7 protein-coding genes are annotated in these 6,775 nt (G+C 37.0%); 2 read left to right on the forward strand and 5 right to left on the reverse strand.

The window, feature by feature from the left end:
- Positions 1–1,199 (forward strand): serine--tRNA ligase (serS, locus tag ACIQ0D_RS10730; RefSeq protein WP_395805456.1); only part of this gene is annotated, 1,199 nt, incomplete at its 5' end.
- Between the two features lie 238 nt (positions 1,200–1,437).
- Positions 1,438–2,316, forward strand: coding sequence for a pirin family protein (locus ACIQ0D_RS10735; RefSeq protein ID WP_395805458.1), 879 nt, complete (start codon positions 1,438–1,440; stop codon positions 2,314–2,316).
- A 25-nt stretch (positions 2,317–2,341) separates the two neighbouring features.
- Here the strand turns inward: ACIQ0D_RS10735 and ACIQ0D_RS10740 are convergent, their stop codons facing one another.
- The 5 genes from ACIQ0D_RS10740 to ACIQ0D_RS10760 all read right to left on the reverse strand — a co-directional run.
- Positions 2,342–3,400: a hypothetical protein gene (locus tag ACIQ0D_RS10740; protein WP_395805460.1), complete on the reverse strand. Its 1,059-nt coding sequence runs from the start codon at positions 3,398–3,400 to the stop codon at positions 2,342–2,344.
- A 119-nt stretch (positions 3,401–3,519) separates the two neighbouring features.
- Positions 3,520–4,215, reverse strand: coding sequence for an SIMPL domain-containing protein (locus tag ACIQ0D_RS10745; protein WP_395805462.1), 696 nt, complete (start codon positions 4,213–4,215; stop codon positions 3,520–3,522).
- Positions 4,216–4,727: 512 nt separating this feature from the next.
- Entirely contained in the window at positions 4,728–5,378 is a 651-nt protein-coding gene (locus ACIQ0D_RS10750; protein ID WP_395805464.1) for a lipoprotein signal peptidase, read from the reverse strand.
- The gene (locus tag ACIQ0D_RS10755; protein ID WP_395805466.1) at positions 5,379–5,762 is read right to left on the reverse strand and encodes a TraR/DksA family transcriptional regulator; all 384 of its coding nucleotides are present in this window, start codon (positions 5,760–5,762) and stop codon (positions 5,379–5,381) included. It abuts the gene before it with no gap.
- 2 nt (positions 5,763–5,764) lie between these two features.
- Positions 5,765–6,775 (reverse strand): DUF5915 domain-containing protein (locus ACIQ0D_RS10760; protein ID WP_395805468.1); only part of this gene is annotated, 1,011 nt, incomplete at its 5' end.

The following is a 6,775-nucleotide window of genomic DNA, read 5'->3' on the forward strand; positions in this document are numbered from 1 at the left end:
CACTTGATTTAGTTGATCAAATCATAAAATTGGATGATGATCGCCGTCAAACTCAGACTCAGTTAGACTCCATTGCTGCAGAAGCAAATGCAAGTGCTAAGAAAATTGGAGATTTAATGCGTCAGGGACTTAAAGACGAGGCAGAAAGCCTTAAACAGCAGTCGAATAGCTTTAAAGAGCAAACGAAAAACCTTAGTGATAAGCTTAGTGCCATCGAAATATTGTTGCAAAATGAGCTTGTTTTGCTTCCTAATTTGCCCCATGTATCAGTGCCGAAGGGTAAAACACCCGAAGAGAACGTGGTTGTTTTAGAGCATGGAGTAATTCCTAAATTGATGTCAAATGCACTTCCACATTGGGAGTTGGCTTCCAAATATGATATCATTGATTTTGAACTAGGCAATAAAATTGCTGGTGCTGGATTTCCTGTCTACAAGGGTAAAGGCGCCAAATTGCAACGTGCTTTGATTAATTTCTTTTTAGATCATGCCGACAAAGTGGGTTATCGTGAGATGCAACCACCAATTGTGGTAAATGAGGCTTCAGGCTTCGGAACAGGACAGCTTCCTGATAAAGAAGGACAGATGTACCATATTGGCATCGATAATTTATATTTAATTCCTACGGCAGAGGTTCCTGTTACTAATTTATACCGAGATGTAATTCTAAAGGAAGAAGAATTACCTGTAAAAAACTGTGCCTATACCCCTTGTTTCCGTCGTGAAGCAGGTTCTTATGGCGCACATGTACGTGGCTTAAACCGTTTACATCAATTTGATAAGGTTGAAATTGTACAGGTTGTACATCCCAATAATTCTTATGAGGTTCTTGAAGATATGAGCACCTATGTGCAATCACTTTTGAAAGCCTTAGAGCTTCCATACCGCGTGTTAAGTCTTTGTGGTGGCGATATGAGTTTCACTTCTGCTAAAACCTACGACATGGAAGTATGGTGCGCTGCACAGGCACGTTGGCTTGAAGTTTCTTCTGTATCTAACTTTGAAACTTATCAAAGTAACCGACTAAAATTGCGTTTCAAAAGCAAAGAAGGTAAATCTCAATTAGCGCATACATTAAATGGTAGTGCATTGGCATTGCCTCGTATTGTGGCTTCTTTATTGGAAAATAACCAAACAGAACAAGGAATTAAGATACCAGCAGCATTGGTTCCTTACACGGGATTTGAATATATTAACTAGAAATTAATTTATTATTTATTAGATCAATATCACTGATTATACTCAGTGATATTTGTTATCATTATTTGAATTTCTCATAGAGATTAAATTTTAATTTCGGTTTTCTCGTATTGGTTTTTACTGAGCTTCCATTCTTTTATTATAAAAGTGTAACCCCAATATGCTTTTCTATTTCTTAACATAGGTCAACTTTATTCCTTTTGATGTTTCGTATTTTTGAATTATAAAATTTACCAATATGAGTACAAAAAGTTTAGAATTAGTTGTTAGTCCGAGTCCGCCGCATTTTGTTGGCGATGGCTTTAGAGTGCATAATTTCGTGCCTAGTGCTTATAAATTAGATATGAAACGCATGGATCCAATTATTATGTTGGATTATAATTCAAAATATACCTTCGAGCCTAGTTTGGAGCCTAAAGGTGTGGGTGTACATCCACATCGTGGTTTTGAAACCGTAACTATCGCTTATAAAGGTCAAATTGAGCATCACGATAGTAGTGGAGGGGGTGGTGTGATTTCTGAAGGCGATGTACAATGGATGACCGCCGCAAGTGGTGTTTTACATAAAGAATTTCATGAGAAGGAATGGAGTAAAAAGGGCGGCGAGTTTCAAATGGTTCAGCTTTGGGTAAACTTGCCGGCAAAGTATAAAATGAGTACTCCTAAATATCAAGCTCTTGAAAACTATAAAATGACTCGTTTTCCGCTTGAAAATAATGCTGGTGAGATAGAAATTATTGCTGGTGAATACCAAGGAGTAAGTGGTACAGCTTCAACCTTTACGCCACTACATTTATTTAATGCTAGAATCAAGGAAGGAGCGAATGCAAATTTCAGCTTCCCTAATCATTTTAATACCGGATTATTAGTCGTTGAAGGTAGTATTAAGGTTAATAACAGCCAGGAAGTAGCTACTAATCATTTTGTGTTGATGGCTAATGATGGCGAAGATTTTGTTGTGGAGGCGACGAGCGATGCACTTGTTTTAGTTTTGAGTGGCGAACCAATTAATGAGCCTATTGCAAGCCACGGACCATTTGTTATGAACACTAGAGAAGAGATCGTTCAGGCATTTGAAGATTACAATAATGGAAAATTTGGGTATTTGGCCGATTAATTGAATTTAGGGCAGGCTGATTTTTTTAGCCCTGCCTTTTTCCTACAATCTGACTTAAGCATTCAAAAACTATTTGTCCCATAGTTTCGCAGCTTTTAAATGTTGGATTTTTATGGTAAGATGAGAGTTCTTTTCCTAGTTGCTTCACTTTTTCTTCGGGAGCTATCTGATCAATATCCATTACTCTAAAGAGTTCTTCAATACGATAGTGTCCAGTTCGGAATCGATTAGCGATAAGACTCCGCTCTTCTTCCTGATATTGCCTCATAGTGGTTTCATCCATGTGTTGCATCCCAAGTTGAACTAAGGCTAAGTTCTCCTTAAAATAATGGGGTAAATACATTTTGAGTCTTCCTTCATAAGATTGTTGATCGAAATCTATGGCTCTAAAACGGTATTGATTCCCCTCAATATCGGGTGTAATATCCACAACAAAGTTATAGGATCGCATATCGCCTAGGAGCCTGACAAAGCAGCGTTCATTAAACTTGACAAATTCTTTGCAGATTCTAATTTGATTAAATTTTGATGTTCCTATTCTTCTACTGATAAATTCATCGCCAGGTAAACCCGGAATATGCTCTTCAATTAAGGTATTGCTATCGGTTAGATAACTGATTCGGTTTGGTGATAAAATATGCTCGAGCTCGAGGCCGTAAACCCTCGAAGCATCTGCAATTTTCACATAAAAATGATCGTAATTGTCGTTTAGGCGATTGATGATACGAACTCTAAATGGTCTGGTATTGGCAAAGGTGCAATAATCAATACGTGCGACTGATAAATGCTCCATTACTGCGGTATCGCCGTCGGTATTCATGAGGGCATAAATATAGGTGAGACTTGGATAAAGCTCCTTCATCTCACTTTCATCATAATAAACGGTGTACCAAAGTGTGTCGCGTCCTTCCTTATCTCGCAAAGGAGTTTTGAGGTTAAAACGCATTAAATCAGAATATTGAACCGGAAGTTTTACCTCCCGGTCAAATTTTAATAAGTATTCACGAAGCTCAGGCCTGATGGGGTATATCTGTTTCTTCTTGGATGGAACAACATCTCTCGGCTCCTTTTGTTGTGAATGCATTTATTTTATGATTTTTATGGAAAGCTAAAATTAAAATAGTCTTTCCATAAAAATACGTATCGAAAGGCCGATTTGAGAATTATTTCTTGAATTTACGATTCAATAGCCTCAAATTATGCTTATTTTATTTCAAATACTGCCCTAATTTGGAAGTTGAGCTTAATTTTTTTGAAATCAATTTCTGGCATCATTTCTTCAACGGTATCGCTCATCATGACTTTAGCATACATCATTCGCTCAACTTGTGGTTCATTATTCATTTCTTGAATTTCTAATGGGCCAACTAAACTAGCACCAATCGATTGGGTCAAATATTCAGCTTTTTCTTTGGCATTTTGCAAAGCTTTAATTTTAAGCTCCTTTTTTAAGCTTTCTATTTTGGAGTACTCATAGCTTTCGATATTACTCGACTCAAGGCCCTTCGGGTCTATCGCACTCATTATTTCATTGAATTTATTAAGATCGCTAAGCTTGATGCGGTATTGTTTACTCGCTAAAAAATCACTTACTTTTTTTTTATTCCACCAGTTATTATAGCTTGTGATATTATTGATCATGAAATTTTCTTGCGGAATGCCGGCTTTTAAAACAGCAGTTTGTAATTGGCGCTCTAAATATTCAATGTCTACTTTATTTTTATTACTAGCATCTTTAAAATACTCTTTTAAAGAAATAGCTATGTAAAGGATATCAGGAGTTACCTCAGCCTCTGCCGAACCGCTTACTTCAATTTTTTTAGGCATGCTCATCATTTGTTGTGAGGATGCAGATAGGCTGAACAGACCTATTATTGCCAAAAGGATTATTTTTTTCATTTTAATTTGTTAATGTATGTATAATTTAATCTTAGAGAAAATTTCGTGCCAAAAATAGGAGATTATTAAATTATTAGATTGTTGAGCCCAAACCCCATGCTCAGTGTTAGGCTCGAAATGAACAGGGGGTGCTTGTTCCTTTTCGTATTTGTATTAACTCTCTAAAATAGGCATCCAAGCCATTTAATTCTTCAGCTGCGGGAGACAAAAGAACATGTTCTACCGGTAAATAATAACAAGTAATTTTAAGCAAAGGTCATTCCGAGCTCGCCCCCTTTGTCATCCTATGAAACAAAACATCAAATCTACCAACGCGTCATTCCGACGGAGGTACGACGAGGAATCTCATCATTAGACGATTCGAGCTCGCAGAATGAGATTTCTCCATGCCTCACACTCATCGTAAATAACATATAAAGATTGACATGTTCGAAATGACGCGGTGGTGCTTCAGACGATAACAATACCAAGAAATTTACCCCAATAAAAAAGGCCTTTTCAGGCCTCTAAATTTATTCTTCGATAACTTCACTGTGTATGTGAACTTCTTCTTCTTTTTCTTCCTTGAAGTAGGTTTTTTGATATATTAATATCATAATTACACCAATGGAGATTGCAGAATCGGCTAGGTTAAATACAGGTCTGAAGAAAATGAGCTCTTCGCCACCCCAGAATGGTACCCATGATGGGTATGTGCCTTGAATGATTGGCATGTAAAACATATCAACTACTTTACCATGAAAAAGGCTCGAATATCCGCCTTCAGCGGGCATAAATTGAGCAGGTTCATAATAGGAGCTTTCGCTAAAGATCATCCCATAAAAGCTTGAATCAATGATGTTTCCCATTGCTCCAGCAAAGATGAGCGATAAATTCATGATTAACCCACGGTGGTATTTATGCTTAATCATGTAGATTAAACCATAACCTATCCCAAGAACAGCAACGATACGAAATAAGGTTAGGGCAAGCTTACCAGCTTCACCACCAAACTCCATCCCAAAGGCCATTCCATTGTTTTCAGTAAAATGTATGATTGCCCAATTACCAATAATTTTAAATTCTTGGCCTAAGGTCATATTTAGCTTAATCCAAAACTTTAAAACCTGGTCGGCAATTAATATAAAAACAATAGCAAGTACTGGATTGGTATAAGCTTTCATTTAGGACTGTTTCAATTTAGCTTCCATACTTAATGTTGCATGTGGTACGGCACGAAGGCGTTCCTTAGGAATTAATTTCCCTGTTTCTCTGCAAATACCATAGGTTTTATTCTCAATACGTACCAAAGCGTTCTCTAAATTATCAATAAACTTTCTCTGACGTGCTGCCAATTGATTAATTGATTCTTTTTCAAGTGTAGCAGAACCATCTTCAAGAGTTTTATATGCTCCAGAAGTATCGTCCGTACCATTCATATTTGGATTGCTTAATGACTGACTTAAAGCGGCTAATTCCTCTCTTGAGCTACGTATTTTTCCGGTTATAAGTTCTTTAAATTCCTGTAATTCTGAATCAGAATATCTAGTTTTTTCGTGTGCATCCATTTCTATCCTTTTTTAATAAGTATCATTAAATCGTGTTCATCAATGTTCACCACTTCGCCTCCATCTAGCTCATTTACAAGCTCTAAGGAGTCGGCCAGGATTTCGGCGCAAATATAAGACAAATTATTTTTCAAGGCGTCAGAAACATAAGGATGTTCTTTAACTTGTACCTTAATCTTGTCAGTAACCTCAAATCCTTGATCTTTACGCATATTTTGTATGCGGTTAACCAACTCTCTTGAAATTCCTTCTTGCTTTAGCTCCTCGTTAATGGTAATATCAAGTGCTACTGTTAATGCACCAATATTGGCAACTTGCCATCCCGGAACATCCTCTGCAACAATTTCTACATCATCAACAATGATTTGATAGGAAGTGTTTGGTATATCAATTTTTCCTTCGCTTTCAAAGCGATTTATGTCTTGTTGTGATAGCGAGCTTAATGCTTCTGCCACAACTTTCATATCCTTACCAACTTTTGGGCCTAAAGCTTTAAAATTGGGTTTTATTTTTTTACTGATAATCCCTGAAGTATCTGTAATATACTCAATTTCTTTGATATTTGTCTCGGAAAGGATCAAATCTTTGATTTTTTCTACTCGATCTTTAAACGTTTTGTCGAGCACAGGAATCAAGGCTTTTCCCAATGGCTGCCTTACATTAATACCTACTTTCTTCCTCAATGAAAGGATAAGTGATGAAATGTCTTGTGCAAGGGCCATGCGCTCTTCTAGGACTTTATCAACAAGGTTTTCTTGATATTCTGGGAAATCAGCCAAGTGAACAGAAAGAGCCTGCTCTTTACCAGTAATCTTGTTTAGGTCGATAAATAAGCGATCGCTAAAGAATGGAGCAACAGGAGCCATTAATTTAGCAATGGTATTTAAACAAGTATAAAGTGTTTGGTAAGCCGAAATTTTATCTTCAGAATAATCACCTTTCCAAAAACGGCGGCGACATAATCGTACGTACCAATTGCTCAAATGCTCATCTACAAAGTTTTGGATGGCACG

Source organism: Daejeonella sp. (genome assembly GCF_044342615.1).
Lineage (GTDB): Bacteria > Bacteroidota > Bacteroidia > Sphingobacteriales > Sphingobacteriaceae > Daejeonella.

Excerpts from the sequence above, each read along its gene's own strand:
- ACIQ0D_RS10735 (WP_395805458.1), top strand. The coding sequence starts at position 1,438 with ATGAGTACAAAAAGTTTAGAATTAGTTGTTAGTCCGAGTCCGCCGCAT.
- ACIQ0D_RS10740 (WP_395805460.1), bottom strand. The coding sequence starts at position 3,400 with ATGCATTCACAACAAAAGGAGCCGAGAGATGTTGTTCCATCCAAGAAG.
- ACIQ0D_RS10745 (WP_395805462.1), bottom strand. The coding sequence starts at position 4,215 with ATGAAAAAAATAATCCTTTTGGCAATAATAGGTCTGTTCAGCCTATCT.
- ACIQ0D_RS10750 (WP_395805464.1), bottom strand. The coding sequence starts at position 5,378 with ATGAAAGCTTATACCAATCCAGTACTTGCTATTGTTTTTATATTAATT.
- ACIQ0D_RS10755 (WP_395805466.1), bottom strand. The coding sequence starts at position 5,762 with ATGGATGCACACGAAAAAACTAGATATTCTGATTCAGAATTACAGGAA.